Source organism: Szabonella alba (assembly GCF_016765775.1).
GTDB lineage: Bacteria > Pseudomonadota > Alphaproteobacteria > Rhodobacterales > Rhodobacteraceae > Szabonella > Szabonella alba.
Map to the genome: position 1 here is coordinate 119,150 of NZ_JAESVN010000001.1, position 23,818 is coordinate 142,967.

19 protein-coding genes are annotated in these 23,818 nt (G+C 64.5%); 13 read left to right on the top strand and 6 right to left on the bottom strand.

Features of this window, described 5'->3' with window-relative positions; all coding sequences use genetic code 11:
• Nucleotides 1-58: 58 nt before the first annotated feature.
• The 5 genes from JL811_RS00585 to xylA all read left to right on the top strand — a co-directional run bounded on the left by JL811_RS00585 (nt 59) and on the right by xylA (nt 6,096).
• The gene (locus JL811_RS00585) at nt 59-1,081 is read left to right on the top strand and encodes a substrate-binding domain-containing protein (RefSeq protein ID WP_202686282.1); all 1,023 of its coding nucleotides are present in this window, start codon (nt 59-61) and stop codon (nt 1,079-1,081) included.
• A 188-nt stretch (nt 1,082-1,269) separates the two neighbouring features.
• Complete coding sequence (locus JL811_RS00590; protein ID WP_202686283.1) at nt 1,270-2,589, top strand: sugar ABC transporter permease; 1,320 nt, start codon at nt 1,270-1,272, stop codon at nt 2,587-2,589.
• Between the two features lie 11 nt (nt 2,590-2,600).
• Nucleotides 2,601-3,362 carry an ATP-binding cassette domain-containing protein gene (locus tag JL811_RS00595; protein WP_202686284.1) on the top strand — a complete coding sequence of 254 codons (762 nt, stop codon included), beginning with the start codon at nt 2,601-2,603 and terminating at the stop codon, nt 3,360-3,362.
• Complete coding sequence (xylB, locus tag JL811_RS00600) at nt 3,362-4,798, top strand: xylulokinase (protein WP_202686285.1); 1,437 nt, start codon at nt 3,362-3,364, stop codon at nt 4,796-4,798. The genes JL811_RS00595 and xylB overlap by 1 nt, the downstream gene beginning before the upstream one ends.
• Entirely contained in the window at nt 4,795-6,096 is a 1,302-nt protein-coding gene (xylA, locus tag JL811_RS00605; RefSeq protein WP_202686286.1) for a xylose isomerase, read from the top strand. The genes xylB and xylA overlap by 4 nt, the downstream gene beginning before the upstream one ends.
• A gap of 59 nt (nt 6,097-6,155) precedes the next feature.
• On the opposite strand, the gene serB is transcribed toward xylA, so the two are convergent.
• The 5 genes from serB to JL811_RS00630 all read right to left on the bottom strand — a co-directional run bounded on the left by serB (nt 6,156) and on the right by JL811_RS00630 (nt 9,899).
• On the bottom strand, nt 6,156-7,037 hold the full coding sequence (serB, locus tag JL811_RS00610) for a phosphoserine phosphatase SerB (protein ID WP_202686287.1): 882 nt from the start codon (nt 7,035-7,037) through the stop codon (nt 6,156-6,158).
• A 94-nt stretch (nt 7,038-7,131) separates the two neighbouring features.
• Nucleotides 7,132-7,362: a Trm112 family protein gene (locus JL811_RS00615; RefSeq protein ID WP_420496751.1), complete on the bottom strand. Its 231-nt coding sequence runs from the start codon at nt 7,360-7,362 to the stop codon at nt 7,132-7,134.
• A complete protein-coding gene (locus JL811_RS00620; protein ID WP_202686288.1) occupies nt 7,359-8,006 on the bottom strand; it encodes an LON peptidase substrate-binding domain-containing protein in 648 nt (215 codons plus the stop codon). Before JL811_RS00620 ends, JL811_RS00615 begins: the two co-directional genes overlap by 4 nt.
• Nucleotides 8,007-8,046: 40 nt before the next feature.
• Complete coding sequence (gene trxA / locus JL811_RS00625) at nt 8,047-8,955, bottom strand: thioredoxin (RefSeq protein ID WP_202686289.1); 909 nt, start codon at nt 8,953-8,955, stop codon at nt 8,047-8,049.
• Nucleotides 8,956-9,110: 155 nt separating this feature from the next.
• On the bottom strand, nt 9,111-9,899 hold the full coding sequence (locus JL811_RS00630) for an exodeoxyribonuclease III (RefSeq protein ID WP_202686290.1): 789 nt from the start codon (nt 9,897-9,899) through the stop codon (nt 9,111-9,113).
• A gap of 157 nt (nt 9,900-10,056) precedes the next feature.
• Between JL811_RS00630 and JL811_RS00635 the strand changes: the two genes are divergently transcribed.
• The 4 genes from JL811_RS00635 (at nt 10,057) to JL811_RS00650 (ending at nt 13,986) form a co-directional block, all read left to right on the top strand.
• On the top strand, nt 10,057-11,394 hold the full coding sequence (locus JL811_RS00635) for an MFS transporter (RefSeq protein WP_202686291.1): 1,338 nt from the start codon (nt 10,057-10,059) through the stop codon (nt 11,392-11,394).
• 17 nt (nt 11,395-11,411) lie between these two features.
• On the top strand, nt 11,412-12,314 hold the full coding sequence (gene mepA, locus JL811_RS00640; protein ID WP_202686292.1) for a penicillin-insensitive murein endopeptidase: 903 nt from the start codon (nt 11,412-11,414) through the stop codon (nt 12,312-12,314).
• A complete protein-coding gene (locus tag JL811_RS00645) occupies nt 12,287-13,207 on the top strand; it encodes an esterase-like activity of phytase family protein (protein ID WP_202686293.1) in 921 nt (306 codons plus the stop codon). Before mepA ends, JL811_RS00645 begins: the two co-directional genes overlap by 28 nt.
• Nucleotides 13,208-13,332: 125 nt before the next feature.
• The gene (locus tag JL811_RS00650; protein ID WP_202686294.1) at nt 13,333-13,986 is read left to right on the top strand and encodes a queuosine precursor transporter; all 654 of its coding nucleotides are present in this window, start codon (nt 13,333-13,335) and stop codon (nt 13,984-13,986) included.
• A gap of 347 nt (nt 13,987-14,333) precedes the next feature.
• Here JL811_RS00650 and JL811_RS00655 read toward each other — a convergent pair whose 3' ends face one another.
• Nucleotides 14,334-15,458, bottom strand: a complete 1,125-nt coding sequence (locus tag JL811_RS00655; RefSeq protein ID WP_202686295.1) for an N-acetylglucosamine-6-phosphate deacetylase — start codon at nt 15,456-15,458, stop codon at nt 14,334-14,336.
• Nucleotides 15,459-15,754: 296 nt separating this feature from the next.
• Here JL811_RS00655 and JL811_RS00660 point away from each other — a divergent pair, with 296 nt between their 5' ends.
• Genes JL811_RS00660 through JL811_RS00675 form a run of 4 tightly spaced genes read left to right on the top strand, consistent with a single transcriptional unit; the run spans nt 15,755 to nt 23,741 of the window.
• Nucleotides 15,755-18,940, top strand: a complete 3,186-nt coding sequence (locus tag JL811_RS00660; RefSeq protein ID WP_202686296.1) for an Ig-like domain-containing protein — start codon at nt 15,755-15,757, stop codon at nt 18,938-18,940.
• A 12-nt stretch (nt 18,941-18,952) separates the two neighbouring features.
• The gene (locus JL811_RS00665) at nt 18,953-20,320 is read left to right on the top strand and encodes a TolC family protein (protein ID WP_202686297.1); all 1,368 of its coding nucleotides are present in this window, start codon (nt 18,953-18,955) and stop codon (nt 20,318-20,320) included.
• 23 nt (nt 20,321-20,343) lie between these two features.
• On the top strand, nt 20,344-22,566 hold the full coding sequence (locus JL811_RS00670) for an ATP-binding cassette domain-containing protein (protein ID WP_202687140.1): 2,223 nt from the start codon (nt 20,344-20,346) through the stop codon (nt 22,564-22,566).
• Nucleotides 22,566-23,741 carry an HlyD family type I secretion periplasmic adaptor subunit gene (locus JL811_RS00675; protein WP_202687141.1) on the top strand — a complete coding sequence of 392 codons (1,176 nt, stop codon included), beginning with the start codon at nt 22,566-22,568 and terminating at the stop codon, nt 23,739-23,741. Before JL811_RS00670 ends, JL811_RS00675 begins: the two co-directional genes overlap by 1 nt.
• Nucleotides 23,742-23,818: the final 77 nt, after the last annotated feature.

Below are 23,818 nucleotides of genomic sequence, written 5' to 3' on the forward strand. Positions count from 1 at the left end.
GTGTCGGCGAATCCGCCGGACCGGCCATGCGCTGGCCGCATCCACAGGGAGGATATTCATGCGTAATGCATTCATGCTTGCCGTTGTCGCGGCAACCGGGTTCTCGTCGGCCGCGCTGGCGCAGGGCCTGACCGTTGGCGTGTCCTGGTCGAACTTTCAGGAAGAACGCTGGAAAACCGATGAGGCCGCGATCAAATCCGCGCTGGAAGCGGCCGGAAACTCTTATATCTCGGCCGATGCGCAGGCCTCGGCCGCCAAGCAGCTGACCGATGTCGAGGCGCTGATTGCGCAGGGCGCGAATGCGCTGATCATCCTTGCGATGGACAAGGACGCCATCGGACCCGCCGTCGATGCCGCTGCCGCCGAAGGCATTCCGGTCGTCGGCTATGACCGGCTGATCGAGGATGAACGCGCCTTCTATCTGACCTTTGACAACAAGGGCGTGGGCCGCATCATCGCCGAAACCGTGAAGGCCGCGCAGCCCGAGGGCAATTTTGCGATCATCAAGGGCGACCCCGGCGATCCGAACGCCAATTTCCTGCGCGAAGGCATGGAGGAAGTGCTGGCCGAGGATGTCGCGGCGGGCAAGATCACCATTGTCGGCGAATCCTTCACCGATGGCTGGCGTCCCGAAGGCGCGCAATCGAACATGGAACAGATCCTGACGGCGAATAACAACGATGTCGATGCGGTTCTGGCCCAGAATGACGGCATGGCGGGCGGTGTCATCGCGGCGCTGTCGGCGCAGGGACTGACGATTCCGGTCGGCGGTCAGGACGGCGACCTTGCCGCGCTGAACAGGGTTGCACGCGGCACGCAGACCGTTTCGGTCTGGAAGGACAGCCGCCAGCTTGGCAAGGCGGCGGCCGAGATCGCGGCGGCGCTGGCCGGTGGCACGGCGCTGGATGCGGTTCCCGGCGCGGTGAAATGGTCGGGCGGTGAGAATGGCGTCGAGATGAACGCGATCTTCCTTGAACCGACCCCGGTCACCAAGGACAATCTGAACGTCGCCATCGACGCGGGCCATATCTCGAAAGAGCAGGCCTGTGAGGGTGCCATGGCCGGCGTTTCCGGCTGCTGATACCGGGCTTCCGGCGTCGGGCATGTCCCGGCGCCGGACCTTCGGACGATGTGTCCTGACCGCTTTTGCCCTGAACGAACGCCCGGCGCCGGATGCGCCGCCCCTTTCGCGCGACTGAAGGCCCGGCGGGACTGGTCCCCCTGCGGCCCCGTCTGCACATTCCCCTTCCTCAGTGCCGGACGTATCCCATGACCCAATCTGCCCAACAAACTGCCCGCGACGGCAAGGACGGCAACGTCCTGTCGCGTTTTCTCAAAGCGACCGAGATCGACACGCGCCTTCTGGGCATGGTCGGGGCGCTTTTGCTGATCTGGATCGGCTTTCATTTTTACGGCATGATGAAATTCGGCACCGGCGCCTTTCTGACGCCGCGCAACCTGTGGAACCTGTCGGTGCAGACCGCGTCGATCGGGATCATGGCCTGCGGCATGGTTCTGGTGATCGTGACCCGGCATATCGACCTGTCGGTGGGGTCGGTTCTGGGCTTCACCGCGATGATCATGGGCATGGTGCAGGTGCGCTGGCTGCCTGAGGTTTTCGGACTGGGCCATCCGATGATCGTCGTGCTGACCATCCTTGTCGGGCTGGTTCTGGGCGCGATGGTCGGGGCGCTGCATGGATGGCTGATCGCCTATCGCGGCATTCCCGCCTTTATCGTCACGCTGGGCGGCCTGCTGGTCTGGCGTGGCATGGCGTTTCTGGTGGCGCGCGGTGAAACGATTTCCCCGGTCGACAGCACATTCGCTCTGCTGGGCGGCGGGCCCTATGGGTCGGTCGGTGCGCTGGGCAGCTGGATCGTCGGCGCGATCTGCTGCGCGGGTGTGGTGTTCCTGATCGTCAACGGACGCTCGCAGCGGCGCAAGTTCGACTTTCCCCTGCGCCCCGTCTGGGCAGAGTATTTCCTTGCAGCCCTTGGCTGCGGGCTGATCGTCGGCACAGTGCTTCTGTTCAACAATTATCCCTGGCCCATCGGCATCGTGCGCCAGTATGCGGCCGCCAATGACATCACACTGCCCGAGGGCGGGTTGTTCATCAGCCATGGCTTTGCCATCCCGGTGCTGATCCTGATCGCGGTGGGCATTTCCATGACCATCCTGATGACCCGCACCCGGTTCGGCCGCTATGTCTTTGCCATCGGGGGCAACCCTGATGCAGCCCTGCTGGCGGGGATTGACGTGAAATGGGTCACGGTCAAGATCTTCGCGCTGATGGGGTTCCTGACCGCGCTGGCCGCGATTGTCGCCTCGGCACGGCTCAATTCCGCGACCAATGCCCTTGGCACGCTGGATGAGCTTTACGTCATCGCCGCTGCCGTGATCGGGGGCACGTCGCTCGCCGGTGGCGTCGGCACGATCTATGGCGCGATCCTTGGCGCGCTGGTGATGCAAAGCCTCAAGACCGGGATGGTGCTGATCGGCTTTGACGCCGCGATCCAGAACATCGTCGTGGGGGCCGTGCTGGTTCTCGCCGTCTATGTCGACATCCTTTACCGCAAGCGCAGCAAGTGAGGGCCGGAACCATGCCTGCAAATACTGGAACACCGCTGGTCGAACTGCGCGACATCTCTATCGCCTTCGGCGGGATCAAGGCGGTCGACCGCGTCACCGTCGATCTTTACCCCGGCGAGGTGGTGGGCCTTCTGGGCCATAATGGCGCCGGGAAGTCCACGCTGATCAAATGCCTGTCGGGGGCATACCGCGCCGATGCTGGTGAGGTGTTCATCAATGGCGAAAAGGTGGAAATCACCAATCCCCGCGATGCCCGCGCCCATAATATCGAAACGATCTATCAGACGCTGGCGCTGGCCGACAATCTGGACGCGGCCTCGAACCTGTTTCTGGGGCGCGAACTGGTGACAGCGGCCGGTTTCGTCGATGATGCGCGGATGGAGGCCGAGACGCGCAAGATCATGGCGCGGCTGAACCCGAATTTCGCCAAGTTCAACGTGCCGGTTTCGGCCCTGTCGGGCGGGCAGCGCCAGTCGGTCGCCATTGCTCGCGCGGTCTATTTCAACGCCCGCATCCTGATCATGGATGAACCGACCGCCGCCCTTGGCCCGCATGAAACGCAGATGGTGGCCGATCTCATTCAGGAGCTGAAAAAGCAGGGCATCGGCATTTTCCTGATCGAGCATGACATCCATGCCGTGATGGATCTGTGCGACCGCGCCTCGGTCATGAAGAACGGACAGCTTGTCGGCACGGTCAATGTCGCCGATGTGACAGATGAGGATATCCTCGGCATGATCATTCTGGGCAAGAAGCCCGGGCAGGCCGCCTGATGTATCTTGGTCTCGATCTTGGAACCTCGGGGCTGAAGGGCCTTCTGATCGGCGAGGATCAGAAGGTTCTGGCCGAGGCACAGGCCCCCCTGACCGTGCAGCGCCCGGCGGATGGCTGGTCGGAACAGCGGCCCGCCGACTGGATCACCGCCGCCGAAACGGTGATGGATCAGTTGTCCCGGCAAGGGCTTGAAAATGTGCGCGGCATCGGGCTGTCGGGGCATATGCATGGCGCGACGCTGATTGATGCGCGCGATGAGGTTCTGCGCCCCTGCATCCTGTGGAACGATACGCGCAGCGCTGACGAGGCCGCCGAACTGGATGGCGACCCGATGTTCCGGCGCATTTCCGGCAATATCGTCTTTCCGGGCTTCACCGCGCCGAAACTGCTTTGGGTGGCCCGGCATGAACCGCAGATCCGTGACCGTGTGGCCATGGTGCTGCTGCCCAAGGATTACCTGCGGCTTTGGCTGACCGGTGAACATGCGGCGGAAATGTCGGATGCGGCGGGGACAAGCTGGCTGGATACCGGCGCGCGCGACTGGTCGGATGATCTGCTGGCCGCGACAGGCCTGACCCGCAGTCAGATGCCGCGACTGGTCGAAGGGTCTGAGGTTTCGGGCCAGTTGCGCAACAGTCTTGCCGCCCGCTGGGGCCTGCCCACAGGCGTGCCCGTCGCGGGCGGGGCGGGGGACAATGCCGCTTCGGGCATCGGCGTGGGCGTGGTCCGGGCGGGTGATGCCTTTGTCAGCCTTGGCACATCTGGCGTGCTGTTTGCCGCCAATGACGGCTATCAGCCCAGCCCGGACACGGCGGTGCATACGTTCTGCCACGCGCTGCCGGGCACATGGCACCAGATGGGGGTGATCCTTGCCGCCTCGGATGCGCTGAACTGGTATGCGGGGCTGGTGGGGCAGGGCGCGGGCGATCTGACCGCCGAACTTGGCCCGCTGCAGGCACCGGGCAAGACGCTGTTCCTGCCCTATTTGGGCGGCGAGCGCACGCCGTTGAACGATGCCGGCATCCGGGGCGCCTTTCTGGGGCTGGAACATGCGACCGACCGTACTGCCGCCACCCGCGCCGTGCTGGAAGGCGTGGCCTTCGCGCTGCGCGACTGCCGCGATGCGCTGGCCGCGACCGGAACGCGCATAGATCGCTTGCTGGCGGTCGGGGGCGGCTCGCGCTCGGATTACTGGTTGTCGGTCATCGCAACCGCGCTGGGCGTTCCGGTGCAATTGCCCGCAGCGGGTGATTTCGGCGCGGCCTATGGTGCCGCGCGTCTGGGCATGATGGCGGCAACCGGGGCGGGGGCCGAGATCGCGACCGCCCCGCCGATTGCCCGCCAGATCGACCCCGATCCCGGCCTTGCCGCCGCCTTCGACACTTCCTTCGGCCGCTACCAAGCGGCGCAAACCGCCATCAAGGGCCTGACATGACCGAGTTTTTCCGCGATATCCCGAAAGTCACCTATCAGGGTGCCAGCAGCCCCAATGAATTCGCCTTCCGCCACTACAACCCCGATGAGGTTGTGATGGGCAAGCGGATGGAGGATCATCTGCGCTTTGCCGTCGCCTATTGGCACAGTTTCGCATGGCCCGGCGGCGACCCGTTCGGGGGGCAGACCTTTGACCGCCCTTGGTTCGGCGATACGATGGATCTTGCCCGCCTCAAGGCAGATGTGGCGTTCGAGATGTTCGATATCCTTGGCGCACCCTTCTTTTGCTTCCACGATGCCGATGCCCGGCCCGAAGGTGCCAATTTCGCCGAAAGCCAGCGCAATCTTGAGGAAATCACCGATTATTTCGCCGCCAAGATGGAAGGGTCGAAGACCCGCCTGCTGTGGGGCACGGCGAACATGTTCAGCCACCGGCGCTGGATGTCCGGGGCCTCGACCAACCCTGACCCCGAAGTGTTCGCTTATGCCGCCGCCACGGTGAAGGGCTGCATGGATGCGACGCATCGGCTGGGTGGCGCGAATTACGTCCTGTGGGGCGGGCGCGAAGGCTATGAAACGCTGCTGAACACCGATCTGGGGCAAGAGGCCGACCATATGGGCCGCTTCCTGTCGATGGTGGTCGACTACAAGCACAAGATCGGCTTTGACGGCGCGATCCTGATCGAACCCAAGCCGCAGGAGCCGTCGAAACATCAGTATGATTACGATGTCGCCACGGTTTACGGCTTCCTCTGCCGTTACGGTCTGGAAAAAGAGGTGAAGGTCAATATCGAGCAGGGCCATGCCATTCTGGCGGGCCACAGTTTCGAACATGAGATTGCGCTGGCCACGAGCCTTGGCATCTTCGGGTCCATCGACATGAACCGCAACGATTACCAGTCCGGCTGGGACACGGATCAGTTTCCGAACAACCATGCGGAAAAGGCACTGGCCTTTTATGAAATCCTGCGCGCGGGGGGCTATACCACCGGCGGCACGAATTTCGATGCCAAGATCCGGCGGCAAAGCCTTGATCCCGAGGATCTGATCCTGGCCCATGTCGGCGGCATGGATACCTGCGCGCGGGCGCTGAAGGCGGCGGCGGCCTGTCTTGAGGATGGCGGGCTGGAGGCGGCGCGGAAAGAGCGTTACGCCGGATGGGAAACCCCGCAGGCACAGGCGATGCTGCAATCCGATCTTGCCGCGATCAGTGCCGATGTGCTGGCGCGCGATGTGAACCCCGAGCCGCGTTCGGGACGGCAGGAGCGCCTGGAAAACCTGTGGAACCGCTTCGTCTGATCCGCGCCGCCCGATCCTGACGGCTTTCCCCGCCGGTGGCTATGGCGGGGAAAAGGGTGTCATGGCTTGCCGGAAAAATCATCGCTTGCGATGCCCTGAAGAAACAAAAGCGCCGTCAGGTCGCCGTGATTGATGCGGATATCGCAATGGGCGGCGACCGCCGGTTTGGCGTGCAACGCGACGCCTGCACCCGCCAGCCCCAGCATCCCCAGATCATTCGCCCCGTCCCCCACGGCCATGGCCTGACCGGGGGTGATGCCGCGTTCCGCCGCGATCCGGGTCAGGGTATCAACCTTGGCCTGACGCCCGAGGATCGGCTCGGCCACCTGTCCGGTCAGTCTGCCATCGGCAATCATCAGGGTGTTGGCGTGGTTCTCGTCGAAGCCCAGCCCTGCCGCCACCCGTTCGGTGAAGGCGGTGAAGCCGCCCGAAACCAGCGCAGTATGGGCGCCGCGCGCCTTCATCGTGGCCACCAGTTCGGCCCCACCCGGCATCATCGTGATCCGGTTTGTGAACACCTGTTCGATAACGCTTTCGGGCAGGCCCTCCAGCAGGCCGACCCGTTCGCGCAGCGCGGCCTCGAAATCCAGTTCGCCATTCATCGCCCGTGCGGTGATCGCGGCGACATGGGCGCCGACGCCTGCCTCATCGGCCAGCTCGTCGATACATTCCTGCCGGATCATCGTGCTGTCCATATCGGCGATCAGCAACTGTTTCGCGCGGCCCTCGGCGGCCTGCACGACCAGATCCACCCCGCGCGCCTGCAGATCCTGCCAGACATCCCAGCGGTTCCCCGGCACCTGTTCCAGCGCAAATTCCGCCGCGATCCCGGGGGCCAGCCAGCGCGCATCGCCGCCGCCCCAGGCATTGCGCAGCGCCTCGACCGTGGTGGCGTCAAGCGCGGGGCGGGCGGGATCGGTCAGCAGGGTTGCAACGAACATCGGGCAGCCTCCGTCAGGGAACAGGACGGCCCGGACTTATGCCAGTTCGCGCCGCAGCACCAGTGCGCGAAGGGCGATCAGAACGCGGCTCCGCTCAGTCCAGCCGCCGGGCCTCAGCCACCAGCATGATCGGGATGCCCCCCCGGATCGGAAAGGCCAGCCCCGCCGGTGCCGACAGCAGTTCCTGTGCCCCGGCATCATAGGACAGCGTGGCCTGAGTCACCGGGCAGACCAGCGATTCCAGCATGCGCCGGTCAAATCCGGGTGTTGCCTGCTGGGGCGTATCCGGGCCGGGATGGGCCGGGGCGGGGCTGTCTTCGGTCATTGCAGCAATTCCTCGTCATTTCCGCCGCGCAGGGCGAATTCGATCAGCGTCACCATGGTTTCGCGCCGCGTCGTCAGGGACGGCGCCTCCAGCAGCGCCTGCTTGTCCTCTGGCGAAAACGGGCAGAGCATGGACAGCGAATTGATCAGCAGTTCCGGCTCGGCCTCTTTCAGGCTGGACCAGTCGGTGGACAGTTCCATCGCCGCAAAGAAACGCGCCAGAAGTTCCATGAATCCGCTGCGGTCAAAATCGGGGTCGGTCTCTACCGGTCCAAGATCGCGGCCGAACGGTGCCCATTCGGCCAGACAGCGGCGATAGGGGGTGAAGCCCGAAATCTCCTCATGCAAGCGGAAACGCGAAACCCCGGTGAGCGAGATCATGTAGCGCCCGTCCTCGGTCTCGGAAAAGCCGGTCAAGCGTCCGGCACAGCCGATGGCCTGCAACCGCGTTCCGGTCTGGCCGTCGGGCAATTCACGCGGCTGGATCATGCCGATCAGCCGCGTCGGTGTTTTCATCGCATCCTCGATCATCTGCAGATAGCGGGGTTCGAAGATATGCAGCGGCAGCCGCGCCCGGGGCAGCAGCAGCGCCCCGGGAAGCGGGAAAATCGGGATCGTGTCGGGAAGGTCGCCGATGCGTTTCATCTGATGTGACCTAGAGTTGCTGCGCGACCCGGCAAGCGGTTCAGATGAAGATCATTGAGGACAGGCGGCGGCGGCCCTTGAGCACGATCGGATCCTGCGGCTTCAGCGCCTCGAAGATCGTGAAAAGCTGGGCCTTGGCCGCGCCGTCATTCCACTCGCGGTCACGGCGGAAAAGGTCCAGCAATTCGTCCACCGCCGCCTCGACCTCACCCGCCGCATGCAGCGCCAGCGCCAGATCGAACCGGGCCTGATGGTTCGCCGGGTCCGCCTCGACCACCGCGCGCAATTCGCCGACCGGGCCTGCATGGGCGGCCTGATCCATCAGCGCGATCTGCGCGCGCACGGCCTCGACCTCCTTGGCATTGGCGATGGCGGCAGGCACGGCCTCCAGCAGGCTGCGGGCGCGGTCAGGCTCATTCAGCGCCAGATAGCTGCGCGCCAACCCGCCAAAGGCCGCCGCATTCTCGGGCTCTTCGCCAAGGATTGCGGCAAAGGTTTCGGCGGCGTCGACGGCCGCCCCTTCCGCCAGCATGGTCTCGGCCGCCTCGATCGCCTCGGCCAGCCCGCCATCCCCGCCAAGGGCGGCAACGCGGTCGATGAAAGTCTTGATTTCGGAGGCTGGAAGCGCACCCTGGAATCCGTCGACCGGCTTGCCGTCGAAAAACGCATAGACCGTCGGGATCGACTGGATGCGCAGTTGCGAGGCGATCATCTGGCTTTCATCGACATTGATCTTGACCATGCGCACCTTGCCGCCCGCTGCCGTCACGGCAGCCTCAAGCGCCGGGCCAAGCGTTTTGCAGGGGCCGCACCATGGCGCCCAGAAATCGACGATGACAGGCACCTCGCGGCTGGCCTCGATCACGTCCTGCATGAAGGTCGCTTCCGATCCGTCCTTGATCAGATCGCCCTGCGGCGCTGCCTGTGCCTTCTCGCCAAATGTGAGCATTGCATCCTCTCTGCCCGGAAATCCTTGCCCCTTATATGCGCATCATGGGGGCAAAGGCCAAGGGGGGGAATGTTGGGTTGCAGCGGCAATCCTGCCGCCGGGCCGGAACCCGGCCCCCCGGAATGGCAGATGCAAGACCGGGGAGGGGGGGCAGGTCAAAGATCGAAACTTGCAAAGACCGGGGCATGGTCGGACGGGCCGTCCCAGCCGCGCACGGCGCGCAGGATGCGGCTGCCATGGGCGGCATTGGCGATATCGCGGCTGGCCCAGATATGGTCCAGCCTGCGGCCCTTGTCGGCGGCATCCCAGTCGGCGGCGCGATAGGACCACCAACTGTAAAGCTGGCCCGAGGGAATATCGGCACGCGTCACATCCACCCAGTCGCCCGCCTCGATCACCGCGTTCAGATGATCAACCTCGATGGGGGTATGGCTGACGATTTTCAGCAGTTGCTTGTGGCTCCAGACGTCATCCTCGCGCGGCGCGATGTTCAGATCGCCGACAAGGATCGACTTTTCCGGCTTTTCACCATGGAACAGGTCGCGCATCTCGGTCAGGTAATCCAGTTTCTGTCCGAATTTCAGGTTCACCTCGCGGTCGGGAATATCCCCGCCTGCGGGAACATAGCAGTTGTGGATCGTTACGCCGTTTTCCAGCCGCGCGGCCACATGGCGCGCATGGCCCAGACTGGCAAAATCGCGCTCCCCCGCATCGGTGATCGGCAGTTTCGACAGGATCGCGACGCCGTTATAGCCTTTCTGACCACGGGCAACGATATGGGTGTAACCAAGCGCGCGGAAGGTTTCGAGCGGGATCTTCTCGACCGGGCTTTTGCATTCCTGCAAGCACAGGATGTCGGGCTGTTCATCGGTCAGCAGCCGCGCGACCAGTACCTCGCGCAGGCGGACCGAGTTGATGTTCCATGTTGCAAGCGTGAAGGACATGCCGGGCCTTTCTGTTGGTCGCGCCAGATTAGGGCGGGGGCGGGGGAGGCTCAACCCCGCAAAGCAGCAAGCGCGCAGCGGGCCGGGACGGCTTGCGCGGCGCGCGCTTTTCAGGCTTCATCGCCGAAAAGGCCAATGCGGCCGGCAGGGGCGGGCGATGACAGAGACGCGGAAACGGATCTGGGGCTGGTATTTCTTCGACTGGGCCAGCCAGCCCTATAACACGCTGCTCCTGACCTTCATTTTCGGCCCCTATATCACCGAAGTTCTGGGCGATGGCAGCCGCGCGCAGGCGGTCTGGGGCTATGGCATCGGGGCGGCGGGTCTTGTCATTGCGGTGTTTTCGCCGCTGCTTGGGGCGATTGCGGACAAGGCGGGCGGGCGGATGCGCTTCATCTGGCTGTTTTCGGCCATGTATGTGCTGGGGGCATGGGGGCTGTGGTTCGCGGCCCCGCAGGATTTCAACCTGACGCTGGTGATGCTGTCCTTCTGCATCGGCCTGATCGGGATGGAATTTGCGACCACCTTCACCAATGCGATGATGCCCGATCTTGCGCCACCGGCAGAAATCGGCCGTCTTTCGGGCACCGGCTGGGCCTTTGGCTATATGGGCGGGATGGTCGCGCTGATCCTGATGCTGACGCTGCTGGCCGAGAACCGCGACGGCGTGACGCTTCTGGGCATCGCGCCGATCCTTGGACTTGACCCGGAAACCCGCGAGGGCGCGCGGTCGGTCGGGCCGCTGACGGCGATCTGGTATGCGGTCTTCATGATCCCCTTCTTTCTGTGGGTGCGCGAACCCCGCAAGCCGGGTGCCCTGCCGGTGCGCCGCGCCGCCGCGACCGCCTGGCCCGACCTGCGCGCCACGCTGGCGGCGTTGCCGCAGCGGCCCTCGCTGCTGAATTACCTTCTGTCCTCGATGTTCTATCGCGATGCGCTGAACGGCATCTATGTCTTTGGCGGCATCTATGCGGCGGGCGTGTTGGGGTGGAGCCCGGTGGATCTTGGCATCTTCGGCATTCTGGGCACGATCACCGGGGCGCTTTTCGCCTGGCTGGGGGGCAAGGCCGACAGCCGTTTCGGCCCCAAACCGGTGATCGCGCTGACGGTGATTGCGCTCACGCTGACCACGATCTGCATCATCTTCGTCTCGCGTGAGGCGGTTTTGGGCATGCCGGTTGCGGAAGGATCGCGCCTGCCCGATATCGCCTTCTACATTCTGGGCGCGCTGATCGGGGCGGCGGGCGGGGCGATGCAATCGGCCAGCCGCACGATGATGGTCCGGCAGGCCGATCCGGCCCGGATGACCGAGGCTTTCGGCATGTATGCGCTGACCGGCAAGGCCACATCCTTCCTTGCGCCGCTCAGCATCGGCATTGCAACCGACCTGACCGGCAGTCAGCAACTGGGGATCCTGCCGATTGTGTTGCTCTTTGTGATTGGCCTCCTGCTTCTGATCCGGGTTAAACCGCATGGAGACCGGCAGACGGCATGACAGGACAGGAGGCAGGAATGCGGGCAGTATGGACAGTGGCGGCGGCACTGGCGGCGGGGCTGCTGATGACGGGCGAGGCGCGCGCGCAATCGCTGGCCAATCAGTTGTTCGGCGCCAAGAGCGAGGCATCCTTGCAGCCGCCCATGCCGATCGGGTCCTATGCCAAGGGCTGCGGCGCGGGTCATGTGCAACTGCCCGAAACCGGGCCGACATGGCAGGCCATGCGCCTGTCGCGCAACCGCAACTGGGGCCAGCCCGAAATGATCCAGTATCTGATGGACCTCAGCCGGACAGCAACGCAGATCGGCTGGAACGGTCTTTATCTTGGCGATATCAGCCAGCCGCGCGGCGGGCCGATGACCTCGGGCCATGCCAGCCATCAGATCGGGCTGGATGCCGATATCTGGATGCTGCCGCCCGCGCGCCTGAACCTGAGCCGGGCCGAGCGCGAAAGCATCAGTTCGATCCCGGTGCGGTCCGCCGATCAGCGTTCGGTCACACGCAACTGGACGCCCCGGCATCATGCGCTGCTGCGTGCGGCGGCCTCGGACAACCGGGTGGACCGGATTTTCGTGGCCGCAGCGGTGAAGATCGAGATGTGCAAGACCGCAACCCGCGCCGACCGCGACTGGCTGCAGAAGATCCGCCCCGTCGCGGGTCATGACACGCATTTCCATGTGCGGCTGAAATGCCCGGCGGGCGCCACCGCCTGCCAGACCCAGACGCCCACGGTGCGCGAATTGTCAAACGGCGGCAATGGCTGTGACGATACGCTGATGTGGTGGGTGACCGATTACCTGAACCCGCCCAAGGTGACCGAGAAACAACCCAAACCCGCGACGCCGCGCCCGCGCGGCCCGCGCCAGTTCACCATGGCGGATCTGCCCGGACAATGTCAGACCGTTCTCGCCTCGCGCTGATCGCGGGGCTGGCCGCCGGTTCGCTGCTCTGGCTGGGCGCTGCGGCGGGAAACAGCCCCGAGATCCCGCATTCTGCCTATCGCTGGACCGATGATGATCCGCGCTTTGGCGGGATCTCGGCGATTGAGCTGGGACCGGCGGGGCGGGGGTTCATCGCGCTGACCGACCGGGGTGACTGGCTGCATGGCACGATCCGGCGCGATGACACCGGCGCGATTGCCGGGGTTGCGATTGCCGGGATTCAGGCGCTGAAAGGGCCGGATGGCGGGCCGCTGCCGCCGAAACAACGCGATTCCGAGGGGCTGGCCCTGCTGCCCAGAGGCGGCTTTGTCGTCAGTTTCGAAGGCATCGCCCGGGTTTGGCGCTATCCCGCCCCGCATGGCCCGGCCCATCCGCTGCCGCGCCATCCCGATTTCGCGCAGATGGGGATCAATTCCGCGCTGGAGGCGCTGGCCATCGGGCCGGATGGCACGCTTTACACGATCCCCGAACGCTCGGGCGCTGCCGACCGGCCCTTTCCGGTCTACCGGTTCCGCAAGGGCGTCTGGGACCGCGACCTGTCGATCCCGCGCGACGGCGCCTTCCTGCCGGTTGCGGCAGATTTCGGGCCGGATGGGCGGCTGTATGTGCTGGAACGCAGCTTCACCCCCTGGCGGGGCTTTCTTGGCTTTGCGTCACGGCTGCGCAGTTTCGCGCTGATGGGCGATGCCCTGACTGACGCGCGCCCGGAAATGCAAAGCCCGCCGGGACGTCATGACAATCTGGAAGGGCTGTCGGTCTGGCGTGATGCGCAGGGGCGGATCGTCGCCAGTATGGTTTCGGATGACAATTTCATCCGCTTTCAGCGGACAGAGATTGTCGAATACCGGCTGGGCGCGGCAACTGCCGATTGAAGCCCCGTAAAGCGTCCCGCATCACGCGGGCCCTTGACGATCTGAAATTGGCGGCCTAATGCGCGCCCGTCCCCGGGCTCGCCGGGGGCCAAGTCTCCGCGACCTTGTCAAAACGGAAAACAGCTATGCCCCGATCCCATCCCGGCGACGTCAGGTCGTCCATCCCGCTGCTGCCCGGCATCCTTGCCATGGCCGCCATCGTGCTTGCCTCGAATATCCTTGTGCAGTTCCTGTTCGGCCAATGGCTGACTTGGGGGGCCTTCACCTATCCGCTGGCCTTTCTGGTCACCGATGTGATGAACCGCGTCTATGGCCCTGCCGCCGCTCGGCGCGTGGTGTTCGCAGGTTTCGTGACCGGCGTGCTTTGTTCGCTGATCGGCACGCAGATCAGCGGTGAGTTCGGCCCGCTGGTGACGTGGCGCATCGCGATTGCGTCGGGGCTGGCCTTTCTGACGGCACAACTGCTGGATGTCGCGATCTTCGACCGGCTGCGCGGGGGGCGCTGGTGGCGGGCGCCGCTGGCCTCGACTTTGCTGGGATCCTCGGTCGATACGGCGATCTTCTTCACCCTGGCCTTTTCCGCGTCGCTGGTCTGGATCGAACCTGCGAATGACGTGTCCTGGGCCAATGAAGCCCTGCCCCTGCTGGGCTTCGGGCCGGTCCTGCCGCTGTGGGTTTCACTGGCGCTGGCCGACTGGAGCGTAAAACTTGGGCTTGCGCTGATTGCACTGGTGCCGTTTCGCCTTATCGTTCAGCGATTGATGCCACGGACGGTATAAAAACTCTTGCCAAACACAAAATCTGTGTCAGGCTCCCCCTATCGGCAACATTTTGAAAGGAGGTGATCCAGTGTCTAGAGTGATATTGGAGAGAGGTGTCGGGACAGTCGGGAGGCGTGTTTTCTAAGGGCAATCCCTTAGGTATACAGACCACCGATTGGGCTTGTTGCAACTCTAACTGGCCCATCTCCTTGGAACTCGGAAAGGGTCGCGCTGACGGGGCGCGATCCTTTCTCGTTTATGGCCCGACCTGTTTCGCCCCGGTTTCGGGGGCAGGCTGTTCAAGCACGGGCCCAATGCGCGCAAGACGCAATTGCATGGTGTCGGACGGTCATGGTGGCGGGTGGTCAAAGCGCCATGCCGCCCCACCAGATGCCCGACAGCGCCAGATCCTTGTCCAGATGCACCATATCGGCGCGGCGCCCCGGTTTCAGATGTCCCAGCCGGTGACCGACCCCGATCAGCGCCGCCGGAACCGAGGTCGCCATTGCCAGCGCGCGTTCGGGGGCGATGCCCGCATGCCGGACCATCACCGAAATCGCACGGTCCAGCCGCAGATCACTGCCCGCCAGCGTTCCATCCGGCAAGGAGATGCGCCCCGCATGCCGCTCGGCCCGCCGCCCGCCCATGGTGAATTCCGACAGATCGGTGCCCGCGAAACAGGTGGCGGCCGAAACAAGGAACAGCCCATCGGGCCGCGCGGCCATGGCGATACGCAGCATGGCTGGGGCGACATGCAACCCGTCGGCAATCAGCCCGGCCGGCAACGCGCTGTCCAGAAGTGCGCCCGCAAGGCCGGGTTCGCGCCCGGTCATCGGGCCCATCGTGTTGAACAGATGCGTCGCACAGGCCGCCCCGGCGGCAATCGCCGCCCGCGCTTCGGCCATGCTGCATTCGCTATGCCCCAATGAAACCAGCACCCCCGCCCGGGTCAGGGCGGTGATCTGACCGGGCGAGACGGCTTCGGGTGCCAATGTGACCATCAGAACCGGCAATCGGCCCGCCGCATCACACAGGATTTCAAGGTCTTCGGCGGCCATGGGCCGGATCAGCGCGGCATCATGCGCGCCGGCGCGGCGCGGATCCAGATGCGGCCCTTCCAGATGCAGGCCCAGAAAGCCGGGCACATTGGCCTGCGCGGCGGCGATGGCGGCGTCGATCACATGGCGCGTTGCCGCTGGCGTATCAGTAATCAGCGACGGCAGAACGCCCGCGCAGCCCTGCAGGATATGGCTTGCACAGATCGCGGCCAGCCGTCCTGCATCGGCCTCGCCATCAACCATGATCCCGCCACCGCCATTGACCTGCAGATCGACAAAGGCGGGTGTCAGAATTCCGCCCGGCAGCACGACATCTGGCGTGGGCGGCACCGGCCCGATTCCGGTGACGCTTCCGTTCTCGACGGTCAGGGCGCAATTCTCATGCAGTCTCAGCCCGTCAAAGATGCTTGCCCCGGAAAATACCAGCTTCATGCCGTTGCCATGCCCTTCCTGACCCGTCGGTGCCAATCTGTACCGGTCGTTCATTCTGGCAAGACTAGCAGAACGGGGAAAAGGCGAAAGGGATTGCAGCCACAAGTTGTCCACGCAGGATATATCCCAGCCAGCGCTGGGTCTCGCAGAGCACAATTGTCCGTTTTTGACAACGGTTCGGACAAAAACACTAGAATGAGAAAATAAAAGGCCGTAATGAGGCAGCAATAGGGCAAAAATGCCCCAATCAGATGGCCGGGTCGCCAATGAACCCGGCAGTGAGGCGGAGTAGTGTTATGGTAAAGGCGATTGATTTCGCCGTCCGCAATTCTGCGGGTGGTATCGTGCGTGGCCAGGTGGCTGGCGACGGGGGCAGCGAATTCATACAGCTCGGTTCGGGTGAGGCGGTATCGCTCAATCTTTCCCGCAGCAGCGTTCTGGCCTATGAACGCAAGGGCAATGATCTTGTCCTCAAGCTGACCGACGGGCGGTCGGTCGTTCTCAGCGGTTTCTTCGATGCTGATGCCGGGCAGGACAACCGGCTTTATCTCAGCACAAACGGTGAGGTGACCGAGGTCAATCTGACCGATGGCGGCAATGGCTTGATGTATGCCAGCTATGGTCCGGCAGATACCTGGAGCAAATATTCGCAGCTCGACGGTCTGCGCTTTGTCGAGGACAACGCCCTTGCCGCGACCGAGGCCTATTCGGATGATACTGTCGGCATGGGGGCCTTCGTGCCGGGCTTGCTGGGTCTGGGCGGTGCCGGCGCGGCGGCGGCCATCATCGGCGGCGGCGCGATCATCGGCGGCTTGATCGGCGGCGGGGGCGGCGGCAGCGGCCCGGGGCGCGCGACACCCACCGTGAACGAACCGGACAGCACTTCGGAGCTGACGACGAATACCGAGGATCCAAAGGTCATCGTTTCGGGCACCGGTGAACCGGGCGATACCGTTGTCGTCACCGTGGGCGACCAAGAGCAGACGACCACCATTGACGAGGATGGCACCTGGGAGGTCGGGTTCGAGGGCGACAATTTTCCCGAGGACGGCACGCATGAGGCCGAGGTTGTGGTCACCGGTCCCGATTTCGGGCCCGAAGAACTGGACGGTCCGACCTTTGTCATCGACATGACTCCGCCGGATGTCTCGGTGACCGAAGGCACGCAAAGCGTGGGTCATATCGAGAACCTTGACGATTACGCCGATGGCGTGACCCTTGCCGGTGAGGGCGAACCCGGCGCGGCCATTGAGGTGAAGGTCGGTGAACATGTGCGCACCACCACGGTTTCCGAATCCGGCACATGGACTGTCAATTTTTCGCAGGAGCAGGTTGCGGGCGGGGAATACACGATACCGGTGACCGTTACCGCGACTGACCCCATGGGCAACCAGACCGTCATCACCGATGTTCTGGATATCGACACCGTGCCGCATCCGCTGAATTTCAATGCGGTCACGGGCGATGACATGATCAACGGCGCCGAGGCGGCGGGCGCCGTCAACGTGACCGGAAGCACGACGGCGGGTGCCGCCGTCACCGTCACGATGGAGGGCAGCAGCCAGACCGTCACCGCCAATGGCGAAGGCCAATGGAGCGTGACCTATCCCGCCGGCACCTTCCAGACCGGTGACCATGACCGGAGTTTTACCGCGACAACCGTGGACCGGGCGGGCAATACGACCATCACCACCCATACGGTTGTGGTCGATACGGTCACCGAAGTCACCTTCTCGACCGATCTGATCGCGGGCGATGATGTGGTGAACAATGACGAGGCGGGCGGAGCAATCACCTTTACCGGTCAGGCCGAGGCCGGGCAGACGATCGTCACTGTCGAATGGAACGGCACGACCCTGCCTGCCACGGTCAACGGCACCGGCGGCTGGACTGTCACCTTCCCGGCGGGCTCGGCCCCTGTGGCAAATGGCATGACCACCGCAACCGTCACCGCGACCGATGCGGCAGGCAATACCGACAGCGACACGCGCAGCTTCATGGTGGACCGCTCGACAAATGTGGCCATCGACGCCGGACAGGCGGGCGGCGATGATGTCGTTTCGGGCGCCGAGGCGGATGGTGGCATCACCCTGACCGGCACCGCCGAGGCCGGGGCTGCGGTCGAAGTGACGTTCCAGGGCGTCACGCGCGACGTGATGGCTGACGAAGACGGCACATGGTCGGCGGATTTCGCCAGCAGTGAGATCACGCGCGGCACCCATGCCGACCAGATGGTCAGCGTCCGCGCGACCGATCCGGCGGGCAACGTCGCCACCGGCTCTCACATCTTGCAGATCGACACTGAAGTGACCGATTTCGCCGTCACGTCACGCTCGACCGGTGTCGATAACGTGCTGAATGACGAAGAGGCACAGGAGGGACTGACCGTCACCGGCACGGTTGAGGCGGGCGCCACCTCGGTTCTGGTGACCTTTGGGGATGCAGGCCCCTATCCGGCCACGGTTTCGGGCGGGACATGGACGCTGACGATTCCCGCCGCCGACATTCCACCCGGGGAAACCATGGTTGCGATGACGGCCGTGGCGACAGACCGCTATGGCAATGTCTCGGACCCGATCACCGAAATGGTCGAGATTGACCGCATCGTTGATCCCTTCACCCGCGAAGGCGGGATGATCGGCGGCGACGGCATGCTGAATGCGGCGGAAGTGGCGAACGGGCTTGACCTGAACGGCACGGCCGAGGCGGGATCAACCGTTGTGATCGAACTGGCGAACGGGGCCAGCCGCACCGTGACCGTGGGCGAGGATCAAAGCTGGAGCGTGCGCTTTGAACCGGGCGACCTGCCGCAGGGCGAGGGCGGCCCGGCGCTGGACATCACCCTGACCGCCACGGACCGCGCCGGAAACGTCGCCAGCTTCACCGAAAGCGTGATTGTGGACACGGTGGCCCCCGGTGCGCCCGAGGTGTTGGGCTTTTCCAAGATCGGCAGCCTTGTGGATGGCATCCGCACCGAAGCGACGGATGACAACTATGAATTCATCCGTGTCGATCAGAACGGACCAAATGTGCAGATCGGGGCCGAGGATGGCCCCTATCGCGGCAATCCCGAAATCACCGAGTTTGAGTTCGACACGACCGTTCCGGACGGGTCCTATCTGGTGGTCAATACCGAAGACGCGGCAGGCAATTCCTCATCCACCCTGATGATCGTCGATAACACGACCTCGACGGCGGTGGATCTCGCGCGCGCCGGACTGGCCCAGTTCGATCTCAGCGCGATTGACCTCAGCTGGGCCCCCGATGCCCAGCTGACGATCAGCGCAGATCAGCTGATCGCGATGACCGGAACCGAGAACAGGTTGCTGGTCAAGGGTGACAGCGATGACCGCGTGACGATCACCGGTCCGGCCGAGGAAACCGGGACCGAGATGGTCGATGGCAAGTCCTATACGGTCTACACGCTGGGATCGAACGGCGCGACGTTGCTTCTGGACGATGACATCCAGACGGTGATCTGAGGGGACGGGGTCATGCCCGGACAACCCGGAACACAAGCGCATGGCTGGGGAAACCCGGCCATGCGTCTGGGGCTGCTTGCCTCGGTCCTGTTGCTTTCGGGCTGTATGGGCGTGGGCCTGCCCGGCGTTGCAAAACAAGGTTCCGCCCGTGCGACCGATGCGCTTGGCCCCGGTCAGGGGCAGATGGCGCTGGCGATGCAGGACAATGCCGAACGCGGGGACGCGCGTTCAACCCTGATCGAGGGGCTGATCGCGCGGCAATCAGTGCTGCCGCGTGACAGCGCCTATGCGCGGGTCGCCGATGCGATCCTGACCGCCAACAAGGGCAGCGCTGCGGCGGAACTGCGGGTCGCGCGGCTGAAGGCCGAGGCGAAATCAAAGAACTGGCTGCCGCGGATCGGGCCTTCGGTCGATCTGACCTCATTGGGTGGGCTGGTCGCGTCAATCCTTGTCGAGCAGGTGATCTTCGACAATGGCAGGCGCAAGGCCGAACGCGATTTCGCGGCGGCGGATGTCGAGGTCGCGGCGGTGTCGCTGTCCTCCGAGATGAACCTGCGCGTGCATGAGGGGTTGGTGCATTACGTCACGACGCAAAAGGCCACACAGCAGGCCGCACTTGCCGAGGCGGGCGTGACGAAACTGCGCGATTATGGCCGCATCATGCGGCTGCGCGTCGAGGGTGGCATGTCGGACCGGTCCGAGGAACGGGTGATCCAGCAGAAGATCGCCGAGATGAGCGCCATCGCCTCGGCCGACCGGCAACAGGCGGCGACGGCTGCGGCAGAACTGGCGGCGATGACGGACCGGCCTTTGACAGGGCTTGCGGGACTGCCGCCCGTCGATGCGCTGGTGGCGGGCACTGCTCCCCTGACGGTGCTGAAGGCCGAGGGTGAGGGGCGGCGCATGGTTGCCGAGGCTCGCATGGCGCGCGCAGGGCTGCTGCCCGGACTGACCGCCAGCGCCAATGTCACGGAAGGTGGCATCACCAGCGGATTGCGTGGCGCCTCGGATGAAGGATTCGGCTTTGGCACCGGCGCCAGCCTGCGCGCGCTGGAGGCGACCGGGGAGGTGGCCGCCAGCCGCATCGACAGCGCCCGCGATGAGGCCGCCCGCCGGATCGTGGCGCTGGAGCGCGAGATCGCGATGCTGCAGGCGCGCGAGGCCGAGGGCGCATCCGTCCTGCGCCAGACCGAGGCCAGCCTTGCGATCTTCACCGAACAATACACGCTGGGCCGCCGTCCGCTGATGGAACTGGTGGGGCTGTATGAGACATGGGCAAGGCTGCAGCGCGATCAGGCAGCGCTGCCCTATGACATGGCGCTGGCCCAGCTGCGGATAGGGCTGGAAAACGGGGTGCTGGTGGATGGGAGCCGGATGTGAATGACCGGGTCGTATCCTTTGACATGAATGCCGGCAGGGGGCCCACCCCTGCCGCCCGGTCCTTGCGTCCTGCGCCCTCAGGACCTGCGCGCGATCCGGGTCATACCAGCCGCGCCATGGCGCGGGCCGAACTGGCCTCGGTCTATGCCGGGCTGCTGGGTGCGGACCTGTCGGCGGTGGATCTTCTGGAACAAATTCAGCTTGCGGCAGGGGCGGGCAGGCCGGGCCTTGGCGAGATGGCACAGGCCCTGAGGGGCGGCGGGCTGACGGCGAAGGTCGAAATCCTGCCGCTGCACCCCGATCACTGGCCCGCCATCGCGTTGATGAAATCCGGTCAGGTCGTGCTGGTTCTGGGCCAGAGCCATGAAACGGTCGAGATCTACGACACGACCTGCCCCGACAACCGCACCGAGGTCGCGCTTGCCGATTTTGCCCCGGTCTATGCCGGGCAGATCCTGCGCGCCCGCATCACCATGGCCGATCTGGAAATACGCCATGGCGAAAAGGCCACCGCGCCGCATTGGTTCTGGGGCGAATTCCGGCAGTATCGCCGCCAGTTGGTCGAGGTTGCTGCAGGGTCGATGGTCGCGAACCTTCTGGCGGTTTCTGTCGCGCTGTTCTCATTGCAGGTCTATGACCGGGTGATCCCGCATCAGTCCGAACCGACGCTTTGGGTGCTGGCGCTGGGCGTGATGATCGCGGTCATGCTGGAAGGCGCACTGAAAATGGCGCGGTCCGGGCTGATGGACACGACGGGGCGGCGGATCGAACTGACGGTTCAGGCGCGGCTGATGGGCCGATTGCTGGGCATGAAATCCGCCCCCGGTGCAAAACAGCCCAGCCAGATTTTCGGCGCGATGCGCGAATTCGGTTCGGTGCGCGAGTTTTTCACAGCATCGACCATCGGCACGATTGCCGATATTCCCTTCATCCTGATCTTTCTGCTGCTGGTCGCCTCGATCGGCGGCAATCTGGTCTGGATCCTGGTGATCGGTGGTGCGCTGATGGTGCTGCCGGGTTTTCTGTTTCAGAAACGCATGATCGCGCTGACCGAGGCCACGCAGGGCGCGTCGAACCGGGCCGCCAAACTGCTGTACGAAGCGGTGTATGAACAGGAAACCGTCGCCACCCAGCGGGGCGAGGACCGGTTTCAGAGGATTTGGCAGGAACTGGTCACACTGTCGGCGGTGAAATCCTCGGAACAGCGCAAGCTTTCCTCGGCGCTGACCTATTGGGCGCAGGGCGTGCAGCAGGCCACCTATGTCATGGCGGTGGTGGCGGGGGCCTATCTGGTCTTTGCGGGCGATTTCACCATGGGCACGATCATCGCCATCGGCATTCTGACAGGCCGGACACTGGGCCCCCTGGCGCAGTTGTCGGCCACTCTGGCGCGCTGGACCAATGTGAAGGCCGCGCTGACCGGCCTTGATGCGGTGGCCAAGGCGGAACAGGCCGCTGACGAGACGCGCCGCTATCTGCGCCGTGAAACGCTACGCGGCGCTTTCGAGATGCGGCTTCTGGAATTCCGCTATGCGCCCGACCTGCCTGCGACGGTCGAGATTCAGGGCTGTTCCATCCCGGCAGGGCAGCATGTCGCGGTGCTGGGCACCAACGGGTCGGGCAAATCGACATTGCTGCGCATCCTTGCCGGGCTTTATGAACCGACGGCGGGCCGCATCTTGCTGGACAATGTCGATATGGGCCAGATCCATCCACGCGACCTGCGGCGGGGCATCGGGTATCTGGGGCAGGATGTGCGGCTGTTCTCGGGCACCATTCGCGACAACCTGAACATGACGCTGCTGGAACGCGATGATGACCGTCTGTTCGCCGCGCTGGATTTTGCGGGGCTGGGGCAATTCGTGCGCAACCATCCGCGTGGTCTGGATCTTGAGATCCGCGAACTGGGGGAGGGGCTGTCGGTCGGCCAGCGCCAAAGCCTTGGCTGGGCGCGGCTGTGGTTGCAGGATCCGCGTATCGTGCTGCTGGATGAACCCACCGCAGCGCTGGACCAGACGCTTGAGGCCACATTGGTCAGCCGTCTGGCGGGCTGGCTGAAGGGGCGCACGGCGGTGATCGCGACCCATCGCGTGCCGATCCTGCACCTGACGACCCGGACGCTGATCCTGCAGAACGGGCGGCTGGCCGTGGATGGCCCGCGTGAGGCGGTTCTGGCGCATCTGAACAAGACGCAACCCGCCGCCGGCACACCGGGGGGCCAGATCGCTGGGGGACAGGGCGGATGATGACCACGATCGACCATGATCTGGACGACCGGATGCGTCGCCCGGGGCGGATGATCTGGATCATCGCGGGCGCGGTGGTGATCTTCGTCCTCTGGGCCGCCATCGCCTGGGTGGATGAGATCGTGCGCGCCCCGGGCAATGTCGTCTCCTCCTCCCGTCCGCAGATCATCCAGAATCTGGAAGGCGGCATTCTGGCCGCGCTCAACGTGGCCGAGGGCGACACAGTCGAACCTGGCCAGACGCTGGCCCGGCTTTACGGCACGCAATACCAGTCCGCCGTCGATGAATTGCAGGACCAGATCGCAGGGCTTGAGATCCGCAAACACCGGCTTGAGGCCGAAATGGCGGGCAGGTCCGATTTCGACCCGCCTGCGGCACTGGCCGCGCGGCTGCCCCAGATCACCGCATCCGAACGCGGGTTGCTGGCGGCGCGGCAGGGGGATTTCATCGCGCGGCGCGAGGGGGCGAAACAGGTTCTGGAACAGGCTGCGAACGAGTTGGACCTGCTGGAACGCATGCTGAAACTGGAGGTCGCGCCGCTGATCGAGGTCACGCGCGCCCGCAAGGCGCATCGCGATGCCGAGAACCGCTATTCCGACACGATCACCCAGATGGAACTGGAACGCGCCAAGGAATTTTCCGACACGCTGAAAGACCTGACCTCACTCCGCCAGAACCTGACGGCAGCGCAGGATCAGTTGAACCGCACGGCGCTGACCGCCCCGATGCGCGGCGTGGTAAACAAGCTGTCGGTGACGACCATCGGCGGCGTGGTGCGCCCAGGTGAGGAGATCCTGCAGATCGTGCCGCTGGACGGGGAGATGTTCATTGAGGCGCGGGTCCGGCCCGAAAACATTGCCAGCGTGCAGCCCGGACAGACCGCGACGATCAAGCTGTCGGCCTATGATTACACAATTTACGGCTCGCTGCAGGGCAAGGTCACGCTGGTTTCGGCCGATACATTCACCGATGAGCGATCCCGCGCGGCGGATGGCGATCCGCATTACAAGGTCATGGTTTCAGTGGATCTGTCGAACCTGTCCGGGCGTCAGTCCCAACTGGAAATCCGCCCCGGCATGCAGGCCGAGGTGGAATTGCAGACCGGCGGCAAGACGGTGCTGACCTATCTGACCAAGCCACTTTACAAATCGCGTGAGGCCCTGCGCGAGCGTTAATCGCATAAAGGGCCCTGAAATGGCCCCCTGAAATGCCCAAGGCCCCGGCGAGGGATCCGGGGCCTTGGGGTCGTTGC

Coding starts and splice junctions, on each gene's coding strand:
- JL811_RS00585 (WP_202686282.1), top strand. CDS start 59: ATGCGTAATGCATTCATGCTTGCCGTTGTCGCGGCAACCGGGTTCTCG.
- JL811_RS00590 (WP_202686283.1), top strand. CDS start 1,270: ATGACCCAATCTGCCCAACAAACTGCCCGCGACGGCAAGGACGGCAAC.
- JL811_RS00595 (WP_202686284.1), top strand. CDS start 2,601: ATGCCTGCAAATACTGGAACACCGCTGGTCGAACTGCGCGACATCTCT.
- xylB (WP_202686285.1), top strand. CDS start 3,362: ATGTATCTTGGTCTCGATCTTGGAACCTCGGGGCTGAAGGGCCTTCTG.
- xylA (WP_202686286.1), top strand. CDS start 4,795: ATGACCGAGTTTTTCCGCGATATCCCGAAAGTCACCTATCAGGGTGCC.
- serB (WP_202686287.1), bottom strand. CDS start 7,037: ATGTTCGTTGCAACCCTGCTGACCGATCCCGCCCGCCCCGCGCTTGAC.
- JL811_RS00615 (WP_420496751.1), bottom strand. CDS start 7,362: ATGACCGAAGACAGCCCCGCCCCGGCCCATCCCGGCCCGGATACGCCC.
- JL811_RS00620 (WP_202686288.1), bottom strand. CDS start 8,006: ATGAAACGCATCGGCGACCTTCCCGACACGATCCCGATTTTCCCGCTT.
- trxA (WP_202686289.1), bottom strand. CDS start 8,955: ATGCTCACATTTGGCGAGAAGGCACAGGCAGCGCCGCAGGGCGATCTG.
- JL811_RS00630 (WP_202686290.1), bottom strand. CDS start 9,899: ATGTCCTTCACGCTTGCAACATGGAACATCAACTCGGTCCGCCTGCGC.
- JL811_RS00635 (WP_202686291.1), top strand. CDS start 10,057: ATGACAGAGACGCGGAAACGGATCTGGGGCTGGTATTTCTTCGACTGG.
- mepA (WP_202686292.1), top strand. CDS start 11,412: ATGCGGGCAGTATGGACAGTGGCGGCGGCACTGGCGGCGGGGCTGCTG.
- JL811_RS00645 (WP_202686293.1), top strand. CDS start 12,287: ATGTCAGACCGTTCTCGCCTCGCGCTGATCGCGGGGCTGGCCGCCGGT.
- JL811_RS00650 (WP_202686294.1), top strand. CDS start 13,333: ATGCCCCGATCCCATCCCGGCGACGTCAGGTCGTCCATCCCGCTGCTG.
- JL811_RS00655 (WP_202686295.1), bottom strand. CDS start 15,458: ATGAAGCTGGTATTTTCCGGGGCAAGCATCTTTGACGGGCTGAGACTG.
- JL811_RS00660 (WP_202686296.1), top strand. CDS start 15,755: ATGGTAAAGGCGATTGATTTCGCCGTCCGCAATTCTGCGGGTGGTATC.
- JL811_RS00665 (WP_202686297.1), top strand. CDS start 18,953: ATGCCCGGACAACCCGGAACACAAGCGCATGGCTGGGGAAACCCGGCC.
- JL811_RS00670 (WP_202687140.1), top strand. CDS start 20,344: ATGAATGCCGGCAGGGGGCCCACCCCTGCCGCCCGGTCCTTGCGTCCT.
- JL811_RS00675 (WP_202687141.1), top strand. CDS start 22,566: ATGACCACGATCGACCATGATCTGGACGACCGGATGCGTCGCCCGGGG.